Origin of the sequence: Pseudomonas sp. TNT2022 ID1044 (assembly GCF_028656895.1) — a bacterium.
GTDB classification, from domain to species: Bacteria; Pseudomonadota; Gammaproteobacteria; order Pseudomonadales; family Pseudomonadaceae; genus Aquipseudomonas; species Aquipseudomonas reinekei.
This window is the reverse complement of the sequence record NZ_JAMDHB010000010.1, coordinates 77,887-99,526: the sequence shown is the minus strand read 5'-3', so window position 1 is coordinate 99,526 and position 21,640 is coordinate 77,887. Positions and strand designations below refer to the sequence as shown.

The 21,640-nt window shown below is 59.9% G+C and carries 17 protein-coding genes; 13 read left to right on the top strand and 4 right to left on the bottom strand.

The features are described 5' to 3' along the window. Positions 1-156 precede the first annotated feature (156 nt). The 6 genes from M5G20_RS15295 to M5G20_RS15270 all read left to right on the top strand — a co-directional run bounded on the left by M5G20_RS15295 (position 157) and on the right by M5G20_RS15270 (position 7,186). Positions 157-1,533 carry an OprD family porin gene (locus M5G20_RS15295; RefSeq protein ID WP_273919767.1) on the top strand — a complete coding sequence of 459 codons (1,377 nt, stop codon included), beginning with the start codon at positions 157-159 and terminating at the stop codon, positions 1,531-1,533. Positions 1,534-1,610: 77 nt separating this feature from the next. After that, complete coding sequence (locus tag M5G20_RS15290) at positions 1,611-3,206, top strand: ABC transporter substrate-binding protein (protein ID WP_273919765.1); 1,596 nt, start codon at positions 1,611-1,613, stop codon at positions 3,204-3,206. A 72-nt stretch (positions 3,207-3,278) separates the two neighbouring features. Continuing rightward, positions 3,279-4,289: an ABC transporter permease subunit gene (locus M5G20_RS15285; RefSeq protein WP_150749576.1), complete on the top strand. Its 1,011-nt coding sequence runs from the start codon at positions 3,279-3,281 to the stop codon at positions 4,287-4,289. 11 nt (positions 4,290-4,300) lie between these two features. Then, positions 4,301-5,227 carry an ABC transporter permease subunit gene (locus M5G20_RS15280; RefSeq protein WP_273919764.1) on the top strand — a complete coding sequence of 309 codons (927 nt, stop codon included), beginning with the start codon at positions 4,301-4,303 and terminating at the stop codon, positions 5,225-5,227. Positions 5,228-5,237: 10 nt separating this feature from the next. After that, entirely contained in the window at positions 5,238-6,206 is a 969-nt protein-coding gene (locus M5G20_RS15275; RefSeq protein WP_150731806.1) for an ABC transporter ATP-binding protein, read from the top strand. Further along, positions 6,206-7,186 carry a peptide ABC transporter ATP-binding protein gene (locus M5G20_RS15270; protein WP_075947653.1) on the top strand — a complete coding sequence of 327 codons (981 nt, stop codon included), beginning with the start codon at positions 6,206-6,208 and terminating at the stop codon, positions 7,184-7,186. Before M5G20_RS15275 ends, M5G20_RS15270 begins: the two co-directional genes overlap by 1 nt. A 155-nt stretch (positions 7,187-7,341) precedes the next feature. Here M5G20_RS15270 and M5G20_RS15265 read toward each other — a convergent pair whose 3' ends face one another. Together M5G20_RS15265 and M5G20_RS15260 are read right to left on the bottom strand one after the other, a co-directional pair. Further along, positions 7,342-7,599: a hypothetical protein gene (locus M5G20_RS15265; RefSeq protein WP_273919762.1), complete on the bottom strand. Its 258-nt coding sequence runs from the start codon at positions 7,597-7,599 to the stop codon at positions 7,342-7,344. Between the two features lie 205 nt (positions 7,600-7,804). After that, complete coding sequence (locus tag M5G20_RS15260) at positions 7,805-9,388, bottom strand: peptide chain release factor 3 (protein ID WP_150731804.1); 1,584 nt, start codon at positions 9,386-9,388, stop codon at positions 7,805-7,807. 329 nt (positions 9,389-9,717) lie between these two features. Between M5G20_RS15260 and M5G20_RS15255 the strand changes: the two genes are divergently transcribed. The 5 genes from M5G20_RS15255 to M5G20_RS15235 all read left to right on the top strand — a co-directional run bounded on the left by M5G20_RS15255 (position 9,718) and on the right by M5G20_RS15235 (position 14,799). Beyond that, complete coding sequence (locus M5G20_RS15255) at positions 9,718-10,434, top strand: ABC transporter permease (protein ID WP_273919761.1); 717 nt, start codon at positions 9,718-9,720, stop codon at positions 10,432-10,434. A gap of 20 nt (positions 10,435-10,454) precedes the next feature. Then, positions 10,455-11,348, top strand: a complete 894-nt coding sequence (locus M5G20_RS15250) for a glycine betaine ABC transporter substrate-binding protein (RefSeq protein WP_273919760.1) — start codon at positions 10,455-10,457, stop codon at positions 11,346-11,348. 12 nt (positions 11,349-11,360) lie between these two features. Beyond that, the gene (locus M5G20_RS15245; RefSeq protein WP_273919759.1) at positions 11,361-12,014 is read left to right on the top strand and encodes an ABC transporter permease; all 654 of its coding nucleotides are present in this window, start codon (positions 11,361-11,363) and stop codon (positions 12,012-12,014) included. Then, entirely contained in the window at positions 12,011-13,168 is a 1,158-nt protein-coding gene (locus tag M5G20_RS15240) for an osmoprotectant ABC transporter ATP-binding protein OsmV (protein WP_273919758.1), read from the top strand. Before M5G20_RS15245 ends, M5G20_RS15240 begins: the two co-directional genes overlap by 4 nt. 467 nt (positions 13,169-13,635) lie before the next feature. Then, positions 13,636-14,799: a type III PLP-dependent enzyme gene (locus M5G20_RS15235; RefSeq protein ID WP_273919756.1), complete on the top strand. Its 1,164-nt coding sequence runs from the start codon at positions 13,636-13,638 to the stop codon at positions 14,797-14,799. A gap of 129 nt (positions 14,800-14,928) precedes the next feature. Here the strand turns inward: M5G20_RS15235 and M5G20_RS15230 are convergent, their stop codons facing one another. Both M5G20_RS15230 and M5G20_RS15225 read right to left on the bottom strand, forming a co-directional pair. Continuing rightward, the gene (locus M5G20_RS15230; RefSeq protein WP_273919755.1) at positions 14,929-15,696 is read right to left on the bottom strand and encodes a tetratricopeptide repeat protein; all 768 of its coding nucleotides are present in this window, start codon (positions 15,694-15,696) and stop codon (positions 14,929-14,931) included. Further along, positions 15,693-16,373 (bottom strand): Fe2+-dependent dioxygenase, encoded by a 681-nt coding sequence (locus M5G20_RS15225; protein WP_212625807.1) that lies wholly within the window; start codon positions 16,371-16,373, stop codon positions 15,693-15,695. Before M5G20_RS15225 ends, M5G20_RS15230 begins: the two co-directional genes overlap by 4 nt. 206 nt (positions 16,374-16,579) lie before the next feature. Here M5G20_RS15225 and M5G20_RS15220 point away from each other — a divergent pair, with 206 nt between their 5' ends. Both M5G20_RS15220 and M5G20_RS15215 read left to right on the top strand, forming a co-directional pair. After that, the gene (locus M5G20_RS15220; protein WP_273919754.1) at positions 16,580-18,904 is read left to right on the top strand and encodes a TonB-dependent receptor; all 2,325 of its coding nucleotides are present in this window, start codon (positions 16,580-16,582) and stop codon (positions 18,902-18,904) included. 161 nt (positions 18,905-19,065) lie between these two features. Continuing rightward, positions 19,066-21,594 carry a sulfite reductase flavoprotein subunit alpha gene (locus M5G20_RS15215; protein WP_273919752.1) on the top strand — a complete coding sequence of 843 codons (2,529 nt, stop codon included), beginning with the start codon at positions 19,066-19,068 and terminating at the stop codon, positions 21,592-21,594. Positions 21,595-21,640: the final 46 nt, after the last annotated feature.

The window sequence follows — 21,640 nt, the reverse complement described above, 5'->3', positions numbered from 1 at the left end:
ACGCTGGGGGCGCATTGCGCCCTCACGCAAGCGTATTGCCGAAATTCGCCCACAGGGCCTGAAGCAAACGTTTGCGATGCGCGTAAGAGTTCTAAACCAAAAGCCGGACCACCAAAAAAGATCGGCATAAAAAAAAGAAAGTAAGGAGCTTTACCCATGAAACTGAGCAGCACCGCGATACTGGCGTTAGCCATCAGCAGCATCACCACCGGGGCCCATGCTGAAAGCGTCAGCCAAGATTTCGTTCCGACACAACTGGCAAGTTCCAACGCCCAATCGGAAGCAAAAGGTTTTATCGATGGCCAGACCCTGTCGGGCACTACCCGTAACTGGTACGCCAACGAAGATAAGCAACGAGGCGGTGTTTACAAGTACGAGCGTCATGGCGAAGAGCTGACCGGCTCGCGTCGAATCAACTGGGTTCAAGGCACCATTCTGAACTACACCTCGGGATTCACCCAAGGTACTGTCGGCTTCAGCACTGAAGTCGCCGCGTACAACGCGATTGCTCTGAATCGCAGCCGCGAAGACATCAAGGGCGGCTCCAACCGTACCCTCGCCCACTCCAACGGCGATGCCGTGGATCAGTGGAGCAAACTGGGTCTGGCCAACGTCAAGGCACGCATCTCCAACACCACCCTGACCGCCGGCCGCATGAACTTCAGTAGCCCTATCGTCGACGTTATCGGCAACCGCCCGCTGCCTTCGAGCTTTGAAGGTGTGGCGATCCACAGCGAAGAATTCGACAATCTGTCGTTCGACCTGGCCACCTTCGACCGTGTGTCACCACGTTCCGAGCAGAGCCTGTCGAAATTCCGCACCGAATACTCCAACATCAACGCTGAAACCGACCACGTAAATACAGCGGGTCTGAACTACGCGCCTCTGAAAAGCCTGCAAACCAGCCTGTACGCGACCCAGGCTGAAGACTTCTGGAACCAGTACTACTTCGGTGCCACTCACCAACTGGGCGACAGTTCGGTACTGAGCCTGACCACCGGTCTGAACTACTACAAAACCGTCGACGAAGGCAAAAAGTTGATGGGTGAGATCGACAACGATACCTACTCCCTGTCGTTCGGCCTGACTCACCAGGCGCACACCGTGACCTTCTCGTACCAAGAAGTGAACGGTAACGAGTACTTCGACTACCTGCACGAAACCAACGGCATTTACCTGGCCAACTCCCTGCTGTCGGACTTCAACGGCCCGAACGAGAAATCCTTCCAGGTCGCCTACGGTCTGAACATGGCCGAATACGGCGTACCAGGCCTGAAGTTCAACATCTACCAGGCTCGCGGCTGGGGCATCGACGGTACTCACTACACCGGCACCGCCTACGACGTTAAGAACATGGACGGCGAGCACCACTACGAATACGGCATCGGCTCTACGTACGCCGTACAGAGCGGCCCGCTCAAGGCCACGACTATCCGCGCGACCTACACCGCTCACCGCGCCAGCGATAACCAGTCTGACGGCAGCATCAACGAGTTCCGCCTCGTGACCACCATCCCGTTCAACATTCTGTAATGCACCGGCCGAACGGCGTGTTCAGTGATGAATCGCCGTTCGGCTTTTGTCCTTTAACCGATTGCAGAGGGTTCTTGATGAAAATGCTTCCCCTACGTGCGGCCATTGCGGCCGCCTTGCTGAGTGTCGCGGTGGGCGTATCGGCCAAGCCGCTGGTGGTTTGCACCGAAGCCAGCCCCGAAGGCTTCGACATGGTCCAGTACACGACTGCAGTCACCGCCGATGCGGTCGCTGAAACCATCTTCAATCGACTGGCGGATTTCAAGCCCGGTACCACCGATGTGATTCCGGCACTGGCCGAATCGTGGGACATCAGCGAAGACGGATTGAGCTACACGTTCCATCTGCGCAAAGGCGTCAAATTCCACACCACCGAATACTTCAAACCCACCCGCGACATGAATGCCGACGACGTGGTCTGGAGTTTCCAGCGCCAGCTGGACCCAAACCACCCATGGCACAAACTGTCGAGCGTGGGCTTCCCGTACTTTGAAAGCATGGGCTTCAAAGAACTGCTCAAGAGCGTCGAGAAAGTCGACGACAACACGGTCAGGTTCACCCTGACCCGCCGCGAAGCACCGTTCCTGGCCGACATCGCGATGGCGTTCTCGTCGATCTACTCCGCCGAATACGCCGATCAGCTACTCAAGGCGAACAAGGCCGGCGACCTGAACAACAAACCGGTCGGCACCGGCCCGTTCATCTTCCAGCGCTACAACAAGGACGCCCAGGTTCGCTTCAAGGCCAACCCGGACTACTTCCGTGGCAAGCCACCGGCCGATGCACTGATCCTGGCCATCGCCACCGACAACAACGTGCGCCTGCAGAAACTCAAGGCCAACGAGTGCCAGGTCGCGCTGTATCCGAAACCGGACGACATCCCGAGCATCAAGAAAGACCCGAACCTGAAGGTCGACGAACTGAACGCGATGACCGTTTCGTACGTCGCCATGAACACCACCCACAAGTACTTGAGCGACGTGCGGGTACGCAAAGCCATCGACATCGCCTTCGACAAGGAAGCCTACGTCAACGCCCTGTTCGGCAAAGGCAACGCCACCGTGGCGGTCAACCCGTACCCGGACACCCTGCTGGGCTACAACCACAGCCTGAAAAACCCGGTTCGTGATCTGGACAAGGCCCGCGCCCTGCTCAAGGAAGCCGGTGTTCCGGAAGGCACCACCTTCACCCTGTTCACCCGTAACGGTGGCGGTCCGACCAACCCGAACCCGATGCTCGGCGCGCAGATGATGCAGGCTGACCTAGCCAAGGTCGGGATCAAGATCGACATCCGCGTGATGGAATGGGGCGAAATGCTCAAACGCGCGAAAAACGGTGAGCACGACATGGTTTCCGCAGGATGGGCGGGCGATAACGGCGACCCGGATAACTTCCTGACGCCTATGCTCAGTTGCGAAGCGGCCAAGAACGGCGAAAACTACGCACGCTGGTGCAATGACAAGTTCCAGGCACTGATCGACCAGGCTCGCGAAAAGACCGATCCGGCCGAACGTACTGCACTGTACGAACAGGCTCAGGTTATTTTTAACCAGGACCAGCCATGGATCAGCATGGCACACACTAGAATGTTCACCGCAATGCGCAACAACGTAGAGGGTTATCACATTAGCCCCCTCACCACGAATAACTTCGCCACCACCCAGGTGAAGTAAATAAGAAAACTCCCGGCAGCCTGATCCAGGCCTGCCGGGCACGCCTAACCGGCTGATGAGGTACACCACACGATGTTTAGTTTTATTGCCCGCCGACTGGGGTTACTGATCCCCACGTTCTTCGGCATCACCTTGCTGACTTTCGCGTTGATACGCATGATCCCTGGCGACCCCGTGGAAGTCATGATGGGAGAACGTAGGGTCGACCCCGAAATGCACGCTCAGGCAATGGAACGCCTAGGTCTGAACAAACCCCTGTATGCCCAGTACCTGGATTACATCGGCAAACTCGCCCAAGGCGATCTCGGGGAATCCCTGCGTACCCGTGAGAGTGTCTGGACCGAGTTCACCTCCCTCTTCCCCGCGACCCTGGAACTGTCCATGGCCGCGCTGTTGTTCGCCGGCATCCTGGGCCTCCTGGCCGGGGTGATTGCGGCACTCAAGCGAGGATCGCTGTTCGACCACGGGGTGATGGGCATCTCCCTCGCGGGGTACTCGATGCCGATCTTCTGGTGGGGCCTGATCCTGATCATGTTCTTCTCGGTGTCCCTGGGCTGGACCCCGGTGTCCGGGCGGATCGACCTGCTCTACGACATCGAGCCGCGTACCGGCTTCATGCTGATCGATACGTTGCTGGCCGATGACGTCGGCGCGTTCTTCGATGCGCTGCATCACCTGATCCTGCCGGCCATCGTACTCGGCACCATTCCGCTGGCGGTGATCGCGCGGATGACCCGTTCGTCGATGCTCGAAGTGCTGCGCGAAGACTACATCCGTACCGCCCGCGCCAAAGGCCTGTCGCCATCGCGTGTGGTATTCGTCCACGGCCTGCGTAACGCGCTGATCCCGGTACTGACCGTGGTCGGCCTGCAAGTCGGCACCCTGCTGGCCGGCGCGGTCCTGACCGAAACCATCTTCTCCTGGCCGGGCATCGGCAAATGGCTGATCGAAGCCATTGGCGCCCGGGACTACCCGGTTGTGCAAAACGGCATCCTGTTAATCGCCTGCCTGGTGATTCTGGTCAACTTCGTAGTGGACATCCTCTACGGCTTTGCCAACCCACGCATCCGTCATCAGCGCTGAGGTCAATACCCATGAGCACTCCAACATCCTCAGTAGCCAACGCCGCGTCCGCCGTGGATCAAAGCCTGCTGTATCCGTCGCCGTACAAAGAATTCTGGCAAGCGTTCTCCAGGAACAAGGGCGCCGTCGCCGGCCTGATGTTCATGCTGCTGGTGATTTTCTGCGCCATCTTCGCCCCGTGGGTTGCCCCCCACGACCCGAGCGAGCAATACCGTGATTTCCTGCTGACCCCGCCAGTCTGGCTGGAAGGCGGGCAGATCCAGTTCCTGCTCGGTACCGATGAACTGGGGCGCGACCTGCTGTCGCGCCTGATCCAGGGTTCGCGCCTGTCGCTGCTGATCGGTTTGTCGTCGGTGGTCATGTCGTTGATTCCGGGGATTCTGCTGGGTCTGCTCGCCGGTTTCTTCCCGAAAGCGGTCGGCCCGACCATCATGCGTCTGATGGACATCATGCTGGCCCTGCCGTCCCTGCTGCTGGCCGTGGCGATCGTCGCCATCCTCGGCCCTGGCCTGATCAACACCGTGATCGCCATTGCCGTGGTCTCCCTGCCGTCCTACGTTCGTCTGACCCGCGCCGCGGTGATGGGCGAACTGAACCGCGACTACGTGACCGCCGCGCGCCTGGCCGGTGCCGGCCTGCCACGCCTGATGTTCGTGACCGTTCTGCCGAACTGCATGGCACCCCTGATCGTTCAGGCGACCCTGAGCTTCTCTTCGGCGATTCTCGATGCCGCCGCACTGGGCTTCCTTGGCCTTGGCGTACAACCGCCAACCCCTGAGTGGGGCACCATGCTGGCCTCGGCCCGCGACTACATCGAACGCGCCTGGTGGGTCGTCAGTCTGCCTGGTTTGACCATTTTGCTCAGCGTGCTGGCAATCAACTTGATGGGTGACGGCCTGCGCGATGCGCTGGACCCGAAACTCAAGAACGCCGCCTGAGGAGATTCCAATGTCACTGCTAGAAATCAAGAATCTCAACGTTCGCTTCGGCGACAAGAACGCAACGCCCGTGGTCGATGGACTCGACCTGAAAGTGGACAAAGGCGAAGTGCTGGCCATCGTTGGCGAATCGGGCTCGGGTAAATCCGTGACCATGATGGCGCTGATGGGCCTGATCGAGCATCCCGGCATCGTCACCGCCGACTCGCTCAGCTTTGACGGCAAGGACATGCTCAAGCTGAGCAACCGTCAGCGTCGGCAAATCGTCGGCAAAGACCTGTCGATGGTGTTCCAGGACCCGATGACCGCGCTGAACCCGAGCTACACCGTGGGTTTCCAGATCGAAGAAGTGCTGCGCCTGCACCTGAAAATGTCCGGCAAGGCCGCGCGCAAACGCGCCATCGAACTGCTGGAAAAAGTTGAGATCCCGGGTGCCGCCAGCCGTATGGATGCCTACCCGCATCAACTGTCCGGCGGCATGAGTCAGCGTGTGGCCATCGCCATGGCGATTGCCGGCGAGCCGAAACTGCTGATCGCCGACGAACCGACCACGGCCCTGGACGTAACGATCCAGGCGCAGATCATGGACCTGCTGCTGGCGTTGCAGAAAGAGCAGAACATGGGCCTGGTGCTGATCACCCACGACCTCGCGGTCGTGGCTGAAACCGCCCAGCGTGTGTGTGTGATGTACGCCGGCCAAGCCGTAGAAGTCGGCCAGGTGCCGCAACTGTTCGACATCCCGGCGCACCCGTACAGCGAAGCGCTGCTCAAGGCTATTCCTGAACACAGCCTGGGGGCCTCGCGCCTGTCGACCCTGCCGGGCATCGTCCCCGGTCGCTATGACCGTCCGCAGGGTTGCCTGCTGTCGCCGCGCTGCCCGTACGTGCAGGACAACTGCCGCACCCAGCGTCCGGCCCTTGACCCGAAAAGCAACAGCCTCGCCCGCTGCTTCTACCCGCTGAACCAGGAGGTGGCGTAATGGCCGTCGTACTTACCGCCCGCGACCTGACCCGTCACTACGAAGTGTCCCGCGGCATGTTCAAGGGTCACGCCACCGTTCGCGCCCTCAACGGTGTGTCGTTCGAGCTGGAAGCTGGCAAGACCCTCGCCGTCGTAGGCGAGTCGGGTTGCGGCAAATCCACCCTGGCCCGCGCCCTGACCCTGATCGAAGAACCGTCTTCGGGCTCCTTGAAAATCGCCGGCCAGGAAGTCGCCGGCGCCGACAAGGCCCAGCGCAAGCAACTGCGCAAAGACGTGCAGATGGTGTTCCAGAGCCCGTACGCGTCGTTGAACCCGCGGCAGAAAATCGGTGATCAACTGGCCGAGCCGCTGCTGATCAACACCAACCTGTCGGCCACCGAACGTCGCGAGAAAGTCCAGGCGATGATGAAGCAGGTGGGCTTGCGTCCTGAGCACTACCAGCGTTATCCGCACATGTTCTCCGGCGGTCAGCGCCAGCGTATCGCCCTGGCACGCGCCATGATGCTGCAACCGAAAGTGCTGGTCGCGGACGAACCAACCTCGGCGCTGGACGTGTCGATCCAGGCGCAGGTGCTGAACCTGTTCATGGATTTGCAGCAGGAGTTCAACACCGCCTACGTGTTCATCTCCCACAACCTGGCGGTAGTGCGGCATGTGGCTGACCATGTGATGGTGATGTACCTCGGCCGTCCGGTGGAAATGGGTCCGAAGGAGGACATCTACACCCGTCCTCTGCACCCTTACACCCAGGCGCTGTTGTCGGCGACGCCGACCATCCACCCGGATCCGGACAAGCCGAAAATCAAGATCGTCGGCGAACTGCCCAACCCGCTGAACCCGCCGCCTGGCTGCGCTTTCCACAAGCGCTGCCCGTATGCGACCGAGCGTTGCAGTACTGAAGAGCCGGCCCTGCGCCTGCTCGACAGCCGCCAAGTGGCTTGCCACTACGCCGAGCAGTTCGTGCACGGCGCGGCGTAAAAACTGTGGGAGCCAGCCTGCTGGCGATAGCGGTATACCGGTCAACATTTCTGTTTACCGGCACACCGCAATCGCTAGCAGGCTAGCTCCTACAGGGGTTGTGTTGATCGAACCCCTTCCACTTCAAGTGGAAGGGGTTTTATTTTGTCTGCGATTTAGGTCTGGCTGTCGCCTTCGTCAGCGTCATCGGAGTCCGGATCATCGGTCATCGAGTCATCGTCACCCTCGCTACCACCCTGCCCCTTGTCGCCCGGCTCCGACTCAGACTTGGCGATCATCAGCTCACCGTAAGCCCCCTGCCCACTCGAGGCCTGGGTCTCGTGTTCTTCGCACTCAGCCCAGACCGCCGAGCTGCCGAGGGTCAACATCACCAATACCTTCATCATCAATAAAATACGTAGCAATCTGTTCATGAGCGAATCCATCCTGTCGAAGAGTGCCTGTCTGGCGCTGATTGAAATCGAGTTCCGGTCAGCAGGGTTCTCCAGATAGGACATTAATGATGGGAGGGAAATGCAATGGATGTAGAGACTGGTTTTGAATAAGCGTTATGCCGAAAAGAACAAAAAAAAAGCGAAGCCCGAAAGCTTCGCTTTTTCCCTGCTGAACACCTAATGCTTAATGATGCTCACGCGTCGCACGGAATTTCACGTCCGGCCAGCGCTCTTCCATCAGTGCCAGGTTAACCCGCGTAGGCGCGAGGTAGGTCAGGTGACCGCCGCCGTCCAGCGCGAGGTTTTCCACGGCCTTGTTGGAGAATTCTTCAAGCTTCTTCTTGTCGCTGCATTCGATCCAGCGTGCCGAGTACACGGTGATCGGCTCGTAGGAGCACTCGACCTTGTATTCCTCTTTCAAACGGCTGGCGACCACATCGAACTGCAGCACACCGACGGCGCCGAGGATGATGTCGTTGCTGCGCTCCGGGAAGAACACCTGGGTCGCGCCCTCTTCGGCCAGTTGTTGCAGGCCCTGGCGCAGTTGCTTGGATTTCAGCGGGTCTTTCAGGCGTACGCGGCGGAACAGTTCCGGAGCGAAGTGCGGGATACCGGTGAAGCCCAGGACTTCGCCTTCGCTGAAGGTGTCGCCGATCTGGATGGTGCCGTGGTTGTGCAGGCCGATGATGTCGCCAGCGTACGCTTCTTCCAGTTGCTCACGCTCGGAGGAGAAGAACGTCAGGGCGTCGCCGATGCGCACGTCCTTGCCGGTGCGCACGTGGCGCATCTTCATGCCCTTTTCGTACTTGCCGGAGCAGATACGCATGAAGGCGATGCGGTCGCGGTGTTTCGGGTCCATGTTCGCCTGGATCTTGAAGATGAAGCCCGAGAACTTCTCTTCCACCGGCTCTACGGTGCGCTCGTTGGCGACACGGGCCAGCGGGCGTGGCGCCCAATCGACCACAGCGTCAAGCACGTGGTCGACACCGAAGTTACCCAAGGCCGTACCGAAGAACACCGGGGTCAGCTGACCGTCGAGGAACTCCTGCTGGTTGAACTCGTGGCAGGCACCCTGCACCAGTTCCAGCTGTTCGATGAAGCGCTCGTACTCGTCGCCCAGGTGCGCTCGCGCTTCGTCAGAGTCAAGCTTCTCGATGATCTTGGTTTCGGTGCGCTCATGACCATGACCGGCGGTGTAGACGATGATGTAGTCGTCGGCGAGGTGGTACACGCCCTTGAAGTCGCGGTAGCAGCCGATCGGCCAGGTGATCGGCGCGGCTTTGATCTTCAGGACCGCTTCGATTTCGTCGAGCAGTTCGATCGGGTCGCGGATGTCACGGTCGAGTTTGTTGATGAAGCTGACGATCGGCGTGTCACGCAGGCGGCAGACGTCCATCAGCGCGATGGTCCGGGGCTCTACACCTTTACCGCCGTCGAGCACCATCAACGCCGAGTCCACCGCCGTCAGGGTGCGATAGGTATCTTCGGAGAAGTCTTCGTGGCCCGGGGTGTCGAGCAGGTTGATCATGTGCTCGCGATACGGGAACTGCATGACCGACGTGGTAATGGAAATACCACGCTGTTTTTCCATTTCCATCCAGTCGGAGGTGGCATGGCGGTCGGATTTACGAGATTTCACCGTGCCGGCCACCGCAATCGCCTTGCCCATCAGCAAGAGCTTTTCGGTGATGGTGGTTTTACCGGCATCGGGGTGGGAAATAATGGCGAAAGTGCGGCGTTTCGCGACTTCGGCGGCCTGTTTGGTCATGGGAAATCGCCTGGCAGGTGATTCAAAAAAGGGCGCAGATTATAGCCCAAGTTGATCCAAGAACCGAACCGTTGAGCACATTCGGGGTGGCCAAATGCTGCCGCAGATGGGAACCTTTTAAAGCACGGAGACGTCCACTCCCCCGTAACGACCACTCGTCGGGGGCCTGAAACACCCGCTATTCGGCCTGACGAGGCTGTGCTCATGGCTCGATTGCAGGCCGTTTTACCGGCGTGTTCGAGCTGCTTCTCGCGAACATCTGATCCCGGCAGCCAGGCATGGCATGCCACACGGGACTGCGTTCGCCGACTGAAAAAAGGAGTCCGCCTGTGGCTATCCACTATGGCAAAGGGCTGATAGGAGGCGCGCTGGTAATCGCCCTTCTGGCCCTGCTGATCCACTGGATCGGTATCAACACGATCGAACACTACCGCGACGATTTATTGTTTTACCTGCAAGCTCATTTGATTCTCGTCCTCGCGTCCATGCTGGCCGCCCTTATCGTGGGCATCCCTGCCGGCATCCTCCTCAGCCGCCCGAGCATGATCGGCCGCGCCGAGCGCTTCATGCAGTTCTTCAATATCGGTAACACCGTTCCCCCTCTCGCGGTGCTCGCCATCGCCCTCGGCATCCTCGGCATCGGCAGTGGCCCGGCCATCTTCGCGCTCTTCCTCGCCTCCTTGCTGCCTATCGTGCGCAACACCTACGAAGGCCTGAAAAACGTTCAGGGCTCGCTCAAGGAAGCCGCTGTCGGGATTGGCATGACCCCCGCTCAAGTGCTGTGGCGTGTCGAACTGCCCAACGCCGTGCCGATCATCATCGGTGGTGTGCGTGTGGCGCTGGCAATCAATGTCGGGACCGCGCCGCTGGCATTCCTGATTGGCGCCAACAGTCTCGGCAGCCTGATCTTCCCCGGCATCGCCCTGAACAATCAGCCGCAATTGCTGCTCGGCGCCGCGTGCACCGCGCTGCTGGCCTTGTTGCTCGATGGTCTGGTGACACTCGCCAGCCGTCTCTGGCTCGAACGCGGCTTGCGCCCGTCTTAAGCCTCGGCAAAGGAATCGACATGAAAACAACAAGCTTTTTACTGGGCTGCGTCCTGCTGTTCGCAGGATTGGCCCAAGCCGCCGAAAAACCGCTGATCCGCATCGGCGCCCGAGTGTTCACCGAGCAAACCCTGCTGGCCGAGATCACCTCGCAATACCTGCGCACCAAAGGTTACGAGGTACAAGTGACCGGCGGTCTGGGCAGCAACCTTGCCCGCAGTGCCCAGGAAAGCGGTCAGTTGGACATGCTCTGGGAATACACCGGCGTGTCGCTGGTGGCCTACAACCATATCGACGAAAAGCTCGACAGCAAACAGTCCTACGCACGGGTGAAAGAACTCGACGCGAAAAAAGGCCTGGCCTGGCTGACACCGTCGAAATTCAGCAACACTTACGCACTCGCGCTGCCGAAAAACGTTGCGGACGAATACCCGCAGATCAACAGCATCAGCGATCTGAACACGGTGCTGCGCAAGGAAGCCAGGACCAACAATCTGGTGGCGCTGGACACCGAGTTCGCCAACCGTTCGGACGGTCTTGACGGCATGGTCAAGCTCTACGACATGAACCTGACCCGCAAGAACATCCGCCAGATGGACGCCGGCCTGGTCTACACCGCGCTGCGTAACGGCCAGGTGTTTGCCGGTCTGGTCTACACCACAGACGGGCGCCTCAACGCCTTCAAGCTCAAGTTGCTGGAAGACGACAAGCACTACTTCCCCGACTACACCGCCGCTCCGGTGGTGCGTCAGGCCTACCTTGATGCGCATCCGCAACTGGCCGCACAGCTCAAGCCACTGGCTGAACTGTTCGACGACAACACCATGCGCGAGCTCAACGCGCGGGTCGACGTCGAGCATCAAAGTCCTTCAGCCGTTGCCGCCGATTTCCTGCGCCAACACCCACTGAACTGAATAGGAAAAGTCATGGAATTTATCAACGCCTTTTCCCATCTCGACTGGCAACAGGTGATTAACCTGACCTGGCAGCACATTACGCTCGTCGGGATCGCCGTGAGCCTGGCGATTCTGGTCGGCGTGCCGCTGGGCATCCTGATGACACGCTTCCCGAGTCTCGCCGGTCCCCTGCAGGCCAGTGCCACGGTGTTGCTGACCGTGCCGTCGATTGCTCTGTTCGGCCTGCTGCTGCCGTTCTACTCCAAGTTCGGCCAGGGCCTTGGGCCGATGCCGGCGATCACCGCCGTGTTTCTGTATTCGCTGCTGCCGATCATGCGCAACACCTACCTGGCGCTGACCGGCGTCGAACCGGGTATTCGTGAAGCCGCGCGTGGAATTGGCATGACCTTCGGCCAGCGCCTGCGCATGGTGGAACTGCCCATCGCGGTGCCGGTGATCCTTGCGGGTGTGCGCACCGCCGTGGTGATGAACATCGGCGTCATGACCATCGCCGCCACCATCGGCGCCGGTGGCCTGGGCGTACTCATCCTCGCTTCCATCAGCCGCAGCGACATGTCGATGCTGATTGTCGGTGCCGTGCTGGTCAGCTTGCTGGCCATCTTCGCCGACCTGCTTCTGCAATGGCTGCAACGTTCGCTGACTCCAAAAGGATTACTCAAATGATCGAACTTCAAAACCTCAGCAAGACCTTCCAAAGCAACGGCAAAGACGTCAAAGCCGTGGACTCGGTGAGCCTGACCGTCAATGAAGGCGAAATCTGCGTGTTCCTCGGGCCATCGGGTTGCGGCAAAAGCACCACGCTGAAAATGATCAACCGCCTGATCCAGCCGACCTCGGGCAAGATCCTGATCAACGGTGAAGACACCACCGGTCTCGACGAAGTGACCCTGCGTCGCAACATTGGCTACGTGATCCAGCAGATCGGTCTGTTCCCGAACATGACCATCGAAGAGAACATCGTGGTCGTGCCGAAACTGCTCGGTTGGGACAAACAGAAATGCCACGACCGCGCCCGCGAGTTGATGAGCATGATCAAGCTCGAACCCAAGCAATACCTGCATCGTTATCCACGGGAATTGTCCGGCGGCCAGCAACAACGGATCGGCGTGATCCGCGCGCTGGCGGCCGATGCGCCGCTGCTGTTGATGGACGAACCCTTCGGTGCGGTCGACCCGATCAACCGCGAGATGATCCAGAACGAGTTCTTCGAAATGCAGCGGGCGTTGAACAAGACCGTGATCATGGTCAGCCACGACATCGACGAAGCCATCAAGCTGGGCGACAAGATCGCGATCTTCCGCGCCGGCAAGCTGTTGCAGATCGATCACCCGGACACACTGCTCGCCCATCCTGCGGATGAGTTTGTCAGCAACTTCGTCGGCCAGGACAGCACGCTCAAGCGCTTGTTGCTGGTCAAAGCCGAAGACGCGGCGGACAACGCGCCATCCGTCAGCCCGGAAACACCGGTGGCCGATGCGCTGGAGTTGATGGACGAGTACGACCGCCGCTACGTGGTGGTGACCTGCACCGAGAACAAGGCGCTGGGCTACGTTCGCCGCCGCGACCTGCACCGTCAGACCGGCACTTGCGGGCAATACCTGCGCGAGTTCAATGCCACGGCCGCCTATGACGAGCATTTGCGCATTCTGTTGTCGCGCATGTACGAGTTCAATCGTGCGTGGTTGCCGGTGATGGATGCCGAGCGGGTGTTCCTCGGGGAAGTGACCCAGGAATCGATTGCCGAGTATTTGAGCTCGGGCAAGTCTCGAGGCGGCAAGACCAGCATCGTTTCGCCAGCCGAAATCGCTGTCGCCTGATCCGACGCAATCGCGGGCAAGCCCGCTCCCACAGTGGTTTCTGTCGTACACAAATAGTGTGTGCAGCAAAAAACCTGTGGGAGCGTGCTTGCCCGCGATGGGGGCAACACAAATCCCCGCTGAAACACCTCAATTCTCCCTGCAACGGGAACATCACACTGTCATGCAGGTCGGTTACATCAGTAGCTGTCAGGGACCGCACGACGGAAGCGTGCAAAAACGCGACATTTTTTGTTGATCTCAAGCCCCTCACGCCCTAAAGTTCGCGCCGAACGTCCATGCTGGAAACGATCCATCCGGCTCAAGTACTGACGACGAGACAGCAAGGCCAAGGGAAAGCAGCGCTTCCCATGGCCTTTTTGCTTTCGGCGACATGCCTTGGGAAGTAGGCGAACCAAAGTGGGGATACGGAGGACGTTCATTTGCACCCATTGTTTTTACCCGTTTGCCATTAGGAGCTCCCAAGTATGTCGATCCAGGTCGAAGACTATTTCGCGCGCGAAACCTTTCAGAAAATGAAGGCGTTCGCCGACAAGCAAGAAACCCCGTTCGTGGTGATCGACACCGCGATGATCAGCCAGGCCTACGACGACCTGCGCGCCGGTTTCGAATTCGCCAAGGTCTACTACGCGGTCAAGGCCAACCCGGCCGTGGAAATCATCGACCTGCTCAAAGAGAAAGGCTCGAGCTTCGACATCGCCTCGATCTACGAGCTGGACAAAGTGCTGAGCCGCGGCGTCAGCGCCGACCAGATCAGCTACGGCAACACCATCAAGAAATCCAGGGACATCCGCTACTTCTACGACAAGGGCGTGCGCCTGTTCGCCACCGACTCCGAAGCCGACCTGCGCAACATTGCCAAGGCTGCACCGGGTTCGAAAGTCTACGTCCGCATCCTGACCGAAGGCTCGACCACTGCCGATTGGCCGTTGTCGCGTAAATTCGGTTGCCAGACCGACATGGCCATGGACCTGCTGATCCTCGCCCGTGACCTGGGCCTGGTGCCTTACGGCATCTCGTTCCACGTGGGTTCGCAGCAGCGCGACATCAGCGTCTGGGACGCGGCGATTGCCAAGGTCAAAGTGATTTTCGAACGTCTGAAAGAAGAAGACGGCATCCACCTGAAGCTGATCAACATGGGCGGTGGCTTCCCGGCCAACTACATCACCCGCACCAACAGCCTGGAAACCTACGCTGAAGAAATCATCCGCTTCCTCAAGGAAGACTTCGGTGACGATCTGCCGGAAATCATCCTCGAGCCGGGCCGTTCGCTGATCGCCAACGCCGGCATCCTGGTCAGCGAAGTGGTGCTGGTCGCGCGTAAATCCCGTACCGCCGTCGAGCGTTGGGTGTACACGGATGTGGGCAAATTCTCCGGTTTGATCGAAACCATGGACGAAGCCATCAAGTTCCCGATCTGGACCGAGAAGAAAGGCGAGATGGAAGAAGTCGTGATCGCCGGCCCGACCTGCGACAGCGCCGACATCATGTACGAAAACTACAAGTACGGCCTGCCGCTGAACCTGGCCATCGGTGATCGCCTGTACTGGCTGTCGACCGGTGCATACACCACCAGCTACAGCGCCGTCGAGTTCAATGGCTTCCCGCCGCTGAAGTCGTTCTACGTGTAATTACGTCACGCAGAAATCAAAAAGCCCATGACGCGTCATGGGCTTTTTTGAGGGTGTTCTGCAGGAGCCGGCTTGCTGGCGATTAACGTCTGATTAACCGCGGTGCCTGGATCGCCAGCAAGCCGGCTCCTACAGAGGTGTGAATACTTGTTCGAGTTCGGCGAGGCGCTGGGCGTACGCCGGTGCCAACGCGCGAATTTGCGGATCGGTTGCGTTTAACAACGCTTTACTCGCGACCCGCAGGAAATTCAGATTGCCGCCGGTCAGCGCCCTGCGCAGCCATTGCAATGCCTCGTCGATATTCCCTTGATCAGCCAATACTGCTGCAAAGCTGAACTGTCCGCGAAAATCCCCGCCCTCGGCCGAGCGTCGATACCAGTCATGCGCGGCTTTCAAATCCTTCGGGCAGACCTGTCCCTCTTCCAGATATCGCCCCAGCAGGTTCATCGATTTCGCATGGCCCAGTTCAGCCGCGCGGCGATAGAGATCGAGCGCTTGCAACTGATCCTCAACCACCCCGCGCCCGGTCGCCAACAGGTTGGCGTAGTTGTACATCGCCCAATCCAGCCCGACTTCGGCGGCCATCTGATAATGCCGAGCGGCCAGCGCAGCATCAGCCTCGCATCCCCAACCATGCTCATGACAACGGCCGAGCATGTTGCGCGCCATCAAATGCCCGCGCCGTGCGGCGATGTCGAACCAGCGCACGGCCAGCGGCTGATCCTGAGCGATGCCCTGCCCGTCCAGCAGAATCTGCCCGAGCAGCGCCTGGGCATCGAGGACGTCTTCACGGGCGGCCATCAGAATGGCCTGGGCGGCACGGGCCGGGCTTTCTTCGAGCATGGATTTAAGCGCATCGCCGTCGAGGACTTCCTCACGACGCAATTGAAAACTCATACCTCGACCCAGCGGCGCAACAGGTTGTGATAAGTGCCCGTCAGGCGGATCAGCGATGGATGATCGGGCACATCCTGGGTCAGTTGCCGGATCGCCCCGTCCATCTCGAACAGCAGCGCCCGCTGACTGTCTTCACGCACCAGGCTCTGCGTCCAGAAGAACGAGGCATAGCGCGTGCCGCGAGTGACCGCGTTGACCTTGTGCAGGCTGGTGCCTGGGTACAAGACCATGTCGCCGGCGGGCAACTTCACACGCTGGGTGCCGTAGGTGTCCTGGATTTCCAGCTCGCCGCCGTCGTAATCCTCGGGCTCGCTGAAGAACAGCGTGGCCGACAGATCAGTGCGCACCCGTTCAATGCTGCCCTTGGGCTGGCGCACGGCGTTGTCGATGTGGAAATCGAAACTGCCACCGGCCGTGTAACAGTTCAGCAACGGAGGAAACACCTTGTGCGGCAATGCCGCTGACATGAACAGCGGATTCTTCCACAGCCGTTCGAGCATGGCCGCGCCAATCTCCTTGGCCAGCGGATGGCCTTCCGGCAACTGCAAATTGTGCTTGGCCTTGGCCGATTGATAACCGGCGGTGATCTTGCCGTCGGCCCAATCAGCCTGTTCCAGAGCCTCGCGAATGCGCTGCACTTCTTCTTTTTCGAACAGGCCGGGAATGTGCAGCAACATGGTGAAGACACCTGGGGCAAAAGGATGGCAATGATATTGATTCTTATTGCCCATGTAAAACCCGCCAGACGAACGAAACAGTAAAAACCGTAAGGCTAAATTGTAAAGAATGTAAATTCAGTGCGAATAGTAATGTTTCGCAATTGATACGAATACGTGTTTACCCTATATTCCGCCGCCTCAAATCCTTGGGGAGGGGAATAAAAATGTCACGTCAACAAGCACAATTACCCGTCAGTTCACCGCGTTTACTCGCTTCTGCAATTGGCGTGGCGATCACTGCCGGCTCCGCTGGCCACATGGTTTTCGCGGCTGAAAAGACCGACGAGAAAGCGCCGGGCAACACGATCTCCCTCGGTGCCACCGCCATTACCGGTGAAGCCCAGGACGAGACGACCTACAACGTCGAAAAAGCGTCCTCTCCCAAGTACACCGCACCGCTGGTCGACACCCCACGCTCGGTTACGGTCATCCCGCAACAAGTCCTCAAGGACACCGGCGCCCTGAACATGCAAGATGCGCTGCGCACCGTTCCAGGCATCACCTTCGGTGCCGGTGAAGGCGGCAACCCGCAGGGCGACCGTCCGTTCATTCGCGGTTTCGATGCCCAGGGCGACACCTACCTCGACGGCGTGCGCGACACCGGTTCGCAGAGCCGCGAGATCTTCGCCGTAGAATCGATCGAAGTCAGCAAAGGCCCGAACTCGGCCATCGGCGGCCGTGGCGCGGCGGGCGGCAGCATCAACCTGGTGAGCAAGAAAGCGCACCTGGGCAACTCGTTCGACGGTGGTTTCACCTGGGGTTCCGACCAGACCCAGCGTTACACCATGGACGGCAACTATCAGTTTTCCGACACCGTCGCCGGCCGTCTGAACCTGATGAGCCACGAAAGCAACGTCGCCGGCCGTGACAGCGTCGATTACGACCGCTGGGGCGTGGCACCGTCGCTGGCCTTCGGCCTGGGCACCGACACCCGGGTCAACCTCGACTACTACCATCTCGAAAGCAACGACACGCCGGACTCGGGCATTCCTTATTCGATTCCGACCAATCTCGCAGCGGGTCGCACCAAGTCCAACCCGGACAAACCGGAAGACGGTGGCGACAGCAGCAACTTCTATGGACTCGACGGCCGCGACTTCCGCAAGGGCCGCACCGACACTGCGACCATCTCCATCGAGCACGACCTGAACGACGCGTTGACCGTGAAGAACACCCTGCGTCACGGCTCCAGCATGCAGGACTACATCCTGACCCAGCCGGACGACAGCAAGGGCAACGTCAACAATGGCAGCGTCTGGCGCCGGGCCAACACCCGCGTCAGCAACACCGAGACCACCACCAACCAGACCGACCTGTTTGGTGACGTGTACATCGCCGGCTTCAAGAACAGCTTCGCCACCGGTATCGAGTTGAGCCGCGAGGAAAGCCAGAAATCCTCGTACACCGTCAACACCGACACCACGCCGGGGACACCCGCAGTGACCACCACTTGCAACCCGGCAATCATCGGCGCACCAAGCGGTTACAACTGCACCTCACTGTCGAACCCGAACCCGGGCGATCCCTGGAACGGCGCCATCTCGCGCAACTACGCCGGCACCGATACCACGGGTAAAACCTACGCGCTCTACGTGTTCGACACCCTGACGCTGTCCGAGCAGTGGCTGGTGAACATGGGCCTGCGCTACGACCATTTCGACACCGACTACAAAACCTACAACGCGGCCGGCACCACCACTTCCAAGGGCGATGACGTCAGCGAGTTCGTGACCGGTCAGTTCGGCGTGGTCTACAAGCCAGCGGAAAACGGCAGCATCTACGCCTCCTACGCAACATCGGCAACGCCACCGGGCGCGACCCTCGGCGAAGGCCAGGACGGCAACCCGCTGGGCGGCACCCCGGATCGCAACGGCAACCTGCTGAGCAGCGACATGGAACCGGAAACCACCAAGAACTACGAAATCGGCACCAAGTGGGATCTGTTGAATGATCGTCTGTCGCTGACGGCAGACATCTTCCGCACCGAGAAAGACAACGCTCGTGTGCAAACCAACACCACCACTTACGAGAACGTCGGTAAAACCCGCGTTCAAGGTTTCGAACTGTCGGCCACCGGCAAACTGACCGACCAGTGGCAGGTGTTCGCCGGTTACGCCTACATGGACAGCGAGCAAGTGGATGGCGGCGACTTGCCGGCCAACCGAGCCAACAATGGCAACGAACTGCCGAACACCCCGAAGAACAGCGCCAGCCTGTGGACGACCTACCAAGTCACACCAAAGCTGACCATCGGCGGCGGCGCGTTCTATGTCGACGACGTCTTCGGTAGCGCTGCCAACACCACCATGGTTGATTCCTACGTTCGCTACGATGCAATGGCCGCCTACAAGCTGACCAAAAACATCGACCTGCAATTGAACGTGCAGAACCTGACCGACGAAACCTATTACGACAAGGCCTTCTCGACTCACTTCGCCAACCAGGCGGCGGGCCGTACTGCTTTGCTGAGCACCAATTTCCACTTCTGATCGTAGGAGCTGCCGGAGGCTTCGCCAGCTCCTACATTGGGCAAGGCCCCGCTCATCCAGGTGAGCGGGGCTTTTGCGTGTAAAAAAGAATGTTTCTCGAAAACCCACGGCATCATAATGCGCGCCGTGATGATCATTTTTGAACGAACAAGGCGAGCAACGTGTTGAAGAAAACCCTGTTCCAGTTGCACTGGTTTTTTGGCATCAGCGCCGGACTGGTCCTGGCCCTGATGGGGATCACCGGGGCGACGGTGTCGTTTCAGGATGAGATCCTGTATGCGTTGAACCCGTCTGTGTTGCAGGTGCAGAAACAGGTCGCCGGGGTGCTGCCGCCTGCTGAACTGGTAGCAAAAATCGAAGCGGCCACGAGCCTGAAAGTTGCGATGCTCTCGGTCGACATCGACAGCGACATCGCCGCAAAAGCCTTCTTCACCCCGGCACCGGGTGAGCGTCGCGGCCCCATGCGTTTCTTCGACCCGTACACCGGCGAACTGCTGGGTAACGCTAGCGGCCAGCAATTCTTCGGCCTGATGCTGCAACTGCACCGTTTCCTCGCCATGGGCGATACCGGTCGGCAAATCACCGGCGCCTGCACCCTGATCCTGGTGTTCTTCTGCCTGTCCGGCCTCTATCTGCGCTGGCCGCGCCAATGGAAAAGCTGGCGCGCCTGGCTGACCCTCGACTGGAAGAAAAAAGGTCGCAGCTTCAACTGGGACCTGCATTCGGTCGCCGGCACCTGGTGCCTGGTGTTTTATCTCTTGTCGGCGCTGACCGGGTTGTCCTGGTCCTACGAGTGGTACAACAAGGGCCTGAACCAATTGCTCTCCGACTCACCGCAGAACGAACGCGTGCGCGGTGGTCGCGGCCCGGCCCCGAAAGGTCCGGCACCGACGGCGGACTATTCGGCGATGTGGAGCAGCATCTACAGCGCGGCCGGTCCCGGCCTGAGTTTCTATAACACCCGCATGCCGCCGGTGGCCGGACAACCGGCGACCGTTTTTTACCTGCTCAAAGACTCGCCCCACGACCGTGCGCTGAACCAGATCACCCTCGATCCGGTCACCGGTGTGATCAAGCGTCACGACCGCTACAGCGACAAGAGCTTCAAGGCGCAGTTGCTGACCAGCATCTACGCGCTGCACGTCGGCAGTTATTTCGGCATCGGTGGGCGAATCATCCTGACGATCACCGCGCTGACCATGCCGCTGTTCTTCATCACGGGCTGGATGTTGTACCTCGATCGTCGACGCAAGAAACGCCAGATCAAGGACGCCCGCAAAGGCCTCGCGCAACCGGGCAGCGACGCGTCGGCATGGCTGATCGGTTTCGCCAGCCAGAGCGGCTTTGCCGAGCAACTGGCGTGGCAAACCGCCGGCCAATTGCAGGCTGCCGGCCTGCCGGTCAAGGTCCAGCCGCTGGCGGATGTCAGCGAGCAGGACCTGCGTGACTCGAGCAACGCGCTGTTCGTGGTCAGCACCTTCGGCGACGGCGAAGCGCCAGACAGCGCCCGTGGTTTTGAACGCAAGCTGCTGGGCCGCAGCTTGAGCCTGGAAAGCCTGAACTACGCCGTCCTCGGTCTCGGTGACCGCCAGTATCAACACTTCTGTGGTTTCGCCCGACGCCTGCACAACTGGCTCGGCGAACACGGCGGCAAGACCCTGTTCGCCCCTGTGGAGGTCGACAGCGGCGACCCTTACGCTTTGCGTCACTGGCAGCAGCAACTTGGCCTGTTGACCGGTCAGGCGCCGGTGGACGCCTGGCAAGCACCGAGCTACGACAACTGGACCCTGACCCGCCGCGAGCAGCTCAACCCGGGCAGCAGCGGTTCGCCCGTCTATTTGCTCGGCCTGACCGCGCCCACCACTAGCAGTTGGCTGGCCGGTGACCTGGTGGAAGTGTTGCCGCGCAACTGCCCTTGGGCGATCGAGCACTTCCTCGATGGCCTGGGGATCGACGGTCGCGCCACGATTGAACACGAGGGTCTCTCGCAACCTCTGGAGCAAGCCCTCGCCAGCCGTCAACTGCCGGAAAACCGCAGCCACCTGGTGGGCCTGCACGCACAAGCCTTGGTCGATGCCCTCGTGCCGCTGGCCATGCGCGAATACTCGATTGCTTCGATTGCCGCCGACGGCATTCTGGAATTGATCGTGCGCCAGGAACTGCATGCCGATGGCAGCCTCGGCGTCGGTTCCGGCTGGCTCACCGAACACGCGCCGGTTGGCGGCAGCATCAGCCTGCGGGTCCGTCGCAACAGCGGCTTCCATCTGCCGAACGAACCGGTGCCAATGATTCTGCTCGGCAACGGCACCGGTCTGGCCGGGTTGCGCAGCTTGCTCAAGGCGCGGATTGCCGATGGCCAAACACGTCAATGGCTGCTGTTCGGCGAGCGCAATCGCGAACACGATTACCTGTGTCGCGACGAGCTGGAAGAGTGGCTGATTTCCGGTGATCTGCAGCGTCTGGATCTGGCGTTCTCGCGGGATCAGGCCGAGAAGATCTACGTGCAGGATCGCCTGCGCGAGTCAGCCAGTGAGCTGAAGAAATGGCTCGCGGATGGCGCTGTGATCTACATCTGCGGCAGCTTGCAGGGCATGGCGTCCGGAGTGGATCAAGTGCTCAACGATGTGCTGGGTGCTGCCCAAGTGCAGCGCCTGATCGAACAAGGCCGCTACCGCCGCGACGTTTACTGATCCAGCAAAAAAAACTTGTGGGAGCGAGCAAGCTCGCTCCCACAAA

Bases quoted from the DNA above. Each gene is read 5' to 3' on its own strand.
- M5G20_RS15295 (WP_273919767.1), top strand. From the start codon at position 157: ATGAAACTGAGCAGCACCGCGATACTGGCGTTAGCCATCAGCAGCATC.
- M5G20_RS15290 (WP_273919765.1), top strand. From the start codon at position 1,611: ATGAAAATGCTTCCCCTACGTGCGGCCATTGCGGCCGCCTTGCTGAGT.
- M5G20_RS15285 (WP_150749576.1), top strand. From the start codon at position 3,279: ATGTTTAGTTTTATTGCCCGCCGACTGGGGTTACTGATCCCCACGTTC.
- M5G20_RS15280 (WP_273919764.1), top strand. From the start codon at position 4,301: ATGAGCACTCCAACATCCTCAGTAGCCAACGCCGCGTCCGCCGTGGAT.
- M5G20_RS15275 (WP_150731806.1), top strand. From the start codon at position 5,238: ATGTCACTGCTAGAAATCAAGAATCTCAACGTTCGCTTCGGCGACAAG.
- M5G20_RS15270 (WP_075947653.1), top strand. From the start codon at position 6,206: ATGGCCGTCGTACTTACCGCCCGCGACCTGACCCGTCACTACGAAGTG.
- M5G20_RS15265 (WP_273919762.1), bottom strand. From the start codon at position 7,599: ATGAACAGATTGCTACGTATTTTATTGATGATGAAGGTATTGGTGATG.
- M5G20_RS15260 (WP_150731804.1), bottom strand. From the start codon at position 9,388: ATGACCAAACAGGCCGCCGAAGTCGCGAAACGCCGCACTTTCGCCATT.
- M5G20_RS15250 (WP_273919760.1), top strand. From the start codon at position 10,455: ATGAAAACAACAAGCTTTTTACTGGGCTGCGTCCTGCTGTTCGCAGGA.
- M5G20_RS15245 (WP_273919759.1), top strand. From the start codon at position 11,361: ATGGAATTTATCAACGCCTTTTCCCATCTCGACTGGCAACAGGTGATT.
- M5G20_RS15240 (WP_273919758.1), top strand. From the start codon at position 12,011: ATGATCGAACTTCAAAACCTCAGCAAGACCTTCCAAAGCAACGGCAAA.
- M5G20_RS15235 (WP_273919756.1), top strand. From the start codon at position 13,636: ATGTCGATCCAGGTCGAAGACTATTTCGCGCGCGAAACCTTTCAGAAA.
- M5G20_RS15230 (WP_273919755.1), bottom strand. From the start codon at position 15,696: ATGAGTTTTCAATTGCGTCGTGAGGAAGTCCTCGACGGCGATGCGCTT.
- M5G20_RS15225 (WP_212625807.1), bottom strand. From the start codon at position 16,373: ATGTTGCTGCACATTCCCGGCCTGTTCGAAAAAGAAGAAGTGCAGCGC.
- M5G20_RS15220 (WP_273919754.1), top strand. From the start codon at position 16,580: ATGTCACGTCAACAAGCACAATTACCCGTCAGTTCACCGCGTTTACTC.